Consider the following 3,154-nt stretch of genomic DNA (forward strand, 5'->3'; position numbering starts at 1 on the left):
AAAAGAAGAGGCTGAAATTAGCGGAAAGATCTTACCAAACACCTATTTAGATATAGAAAATAAAAATCAGGATTAAATAATTAATCTTTTTAGTTTATATTTTAAATACATCTCACCCCTTATCGTGAAGCAGTTCCTTTTAATATAAGGGACTGCTTTAATTACACTTTCGTAATTTATTAGATAAAAGTGTTTGACGGGATAATATAGTTGTTGATATAATAAATTAACAGTTTTTGATTATTAAATTTGACTTTATATTTATCCTTTTGGGGGATTTTTAAAATGAAAAAGATTATAACCATATTATTAGCTGTTTTATTCAGCATGTCATTTTTGATTACTAATGCATGTTCTAAAAAAACAGATTATACTATAGGTATTCTGCAGCTAGCTGAACACCCTGCTTTGGATGCAGCAAACGAAGGATTTAGAACTGAACTTGACAAACTGATGAAAGAAGCAGGAAAGACTGTAAAATATAATAACAAAAATGCTCAAGGCAATATAGACAATTGTACCACGATAGCCAATACACATATTGCAAATAATGTTGATCTTATATTGGCAATAGCGACTCCTGCAGCACAGGCTGCGGTAGCAGCTTCTAATAATACAATACCTGTTTTGTTTACAGCAGTTACAGATGCTGTAGATGCTGGCTTGGTTCAAAGCAACGAAGAGCCAAAATATAAAGTAAGCGGAACTTCTGATCTCAATCCTGTAGAATTACAGATTAAGCTCATTAAAGAATTGGTACCCAATGTAAAAAAGATTGCCGCTATATATAATAAAGCTGAAAGAAATTCACAAATACAATATGAAATGGCTAAAGAAGTCTGCCAGAAAGAAGGAATCACATTAGTAGATAAAGCTATTAATGACATTAATGATTTGCAGATAACATTTGGTGGTCTGGAATCAGATATAGATGCTGTTTATATTCCTACTGATAATATGCTAGCCTCTTCCTCTGCTGCAGTTCATTCGGTTAATAAAGATACAAAAAAACTTCCTATTGTTTGCGGTGAAATAGGAATGAATGATCTTTGCGGCGTGGCAACATACGGTATAGATTATTATAAGCTAGGTGAGCAAACTGCTCGTATGGCATTCAAGGTTTTAGTAGAAGGCCAAGATATTACCAAAATGCCAGTGGAGCTTTTGGAAGAATATGTCTTCTCGGTTAATCAAACAGTTGCCAACGAAATTAATTTCACTATACCTCAATCGGTATTAGATAGAGCAAAATAATTAATAGTTTAGGATAACTTGATGAATAGTTTTTTACAATCAATTATTGGCGGCGCCAATCAAGGCATATTATGGGCATTGTTGGCGCTTGGTGTTTTTATATCCTACAGAATACTTGACTTTGCAGACTTGACTACTGAAGGTAGTTTTACATTAGGTGGAGCAATGGTAGCCACGCTCATAGCGTCGGGATTAGAACCTATATTATCTACTTTTATTGCATTTTTGGCAGGTATGCTTGCAGGTCTTTGTACAGGTTTGATCAATACCAAACTCAAAATTCCGCCTATTTTAGCTGGTATTTTGACAATGATAGCTTTATATTCTATTAATATTAGAATAATGGGCGGATCTTCTAATAAAAATATATTGAGATTTGACACAGTCATAACATATTTTCAAAAGATTTTTAATATCTCAAAGCTATATGCTACAACAATCATTGGAGTTTTGGTTGTGGCTATTATTATAGCAATTTTATATTGGTTTTTCGGAACAGAAAAAGGCAGTGCAATAAGAGCAACAGGAAATAACGAAAAGATGTGCAGAGCTTTGGGTATCAATACTGATAATACCAAAATTTTGGCACTTATGATAAGTAACGGGTTGATAGCGTTGTCAGGTGCAATGGTTGCTCAACAACAAAATTATGCAGATGTCAATATGGGTATAGGTGCTATTGTCATAGGTCTTGCTTCTGTTATCATTGGCGAAACCTTTATGAGCCAAAAATTCCCATTCTGGCTAAAGCTGACTTTTATTGCTTTAGGCAGCGTCTTATATAGAGTTTTAGTAACTATAGTAATCAACGCTAATTTCTTTGAAGCGTCAGATTTGAAACTATTGACTGCGATTATAGTTGTTTTAGCGTTGGCTTTGCCCAAGCTCAAAACAGCTTATAGCAATCGTCATAAAAAATGTCATAAATCAGCCCAAAATTTTATGACCAATAATAAGGAATAATTATGCTGAAAATTCAAAATGTTTACAAGACCTTTAATCAAGGAACAATAAATGAAAAGCAAGCACTAAAAGGAATTAATCTCAATATTAATGACGGAGATTTTATAACAGTTATAGGCGGTAACGGTGCTGGCAAGTCTACTTTGCTTAATGTTATAAGCGGAGTTTATTCAATTGATGAAGGCGAACTTATTCTGGATGACATTAATATAACCAGAATGCCTGAATATAAACGAGCTAAGTTTTTCGGAAGAGTGTTTCAAGACCCTTTGATGGGCACTGCTTCGTCAATGGAAATTGAAGAAAATTTGGCGCTGGCATTTCGCCGTGGTAAATATCGCGGATTAAGGTGGGCAATAACAAGTAATGAACGAAACTTTTATAAAGAACAGTTGAAACGCCTTGATCTGGGACTAGAAAACAGAATGACATCCAAGGTGGGACTATTAAGTGGAGGACAAAGACAGGCTTTGGCTTTATTAATGGCTACTTTAGTAAAGCCCAAAATATTATTGCTGGATGAGCATACTGCAGCGCTTGATCCTAAGACTGCATATAAAGTTCAGGAATTGACTCAAGAGCTTACTCAAGAGAACAACATAACAACCCTAATGATTACTCATAATATGAAAGATGCAATTAAATACGGCAATAGACTTGTTATGATGCATGAAGGCAATATAATTTATGAAGCAAGAGACGAAGAAAAGCGATCGTTAAAAGTTGAGGACTTATTAAAGAAATTTGAACAAAATGCTGGCAGCGAGCTTGTCAATGACAGAATGTTGTTAGCGTAAAAAATATATAAATTAATCATCTGTTATCACCTGCACCTGTGGCTAAAATGCTGGAAACAAAACACGGTATGTTTGATAATTAAAAAAATGATTTGCATATAAAAAGCGGCGTAAACACTTTAGAAAAAACTGAACAAAAA

Annotated in this window: 3 protein-coding genes; all 3 read left to right on the plus strand. The window is 34.1% G+C overall.

Annotated features, from left to right (window positions below):
• Positions 1–285: 285 nt before the first annotated feature.
• The 3 genes from VIL26_08960 to VIL26_08970 are packed head-to-tail and all read left to right on the plus strand — an operon-like array spanning position 286 to position 3,014.
• Entirely contained in the window at positions 286–1,254 is a 969-nt protein-coding gene (locus VIL26_08960; GenBank protein ID HEY8391055.1) for an ABC transporter substrate-binding protein, read from the plus strand.
• A 21-nt stretch (positions 1,255–1,275) separates the two neighbouring features.
• Complete coding sequence (locus VIL26_08965; protein HEY8391056.1) at positions 1,276–2,217, plus strand: ABC transporter permease; 942 nt, start codon at positions 1,276–1,278, stop codon at positions 2,215–2,217.
• A 2-nt stretch (positions 2,218–2,219) separates the two neighbouring features.
• Positions 2,220–3,014, plus strand: a complete 795-nt coding sequence (locus tag VIL26_08970) for an ABC transporter ATP-binding protein (GenBank protein HEY8391057.1) — start codon at positions 2,220–2,222, stop codon at positions 3,012–3,014.
• Positions 3,015–3,154 lie beyond the last annotated feature (140 nt).

Source organism: Clostridia bacterium, assembly GCA_036562685.1.
Classification (GTDB): domain Bacteria; phylum Bacillota; class Clostridia; order Christensenellales; family DUVY01; genus DUVY01.

Excerpts from the sequence above, each read along its gene's own strand:
- VIL26_08960 (HEY8391055.1), top strand. The coding sequence starts at position 286 with ATGAAAAAGATTATAACCATATTATTAGCTGTTTTATTCAGCATGTCA.
- VIL26_08965 (HEY8391056.1), top strand. The coding sequence starts at position 1,276 with ATGAATAGTTTTTTACAATCAATTATTGGCGGCGCCAATCAAGGCATA.
- VIL26_08970 (HEY8391057.1), top strand. The coding sequence starts at position 2,220 with ATGCTGAAAATTCAAAATGTTTACAAGACCTTTAATCAAGGAACAATA.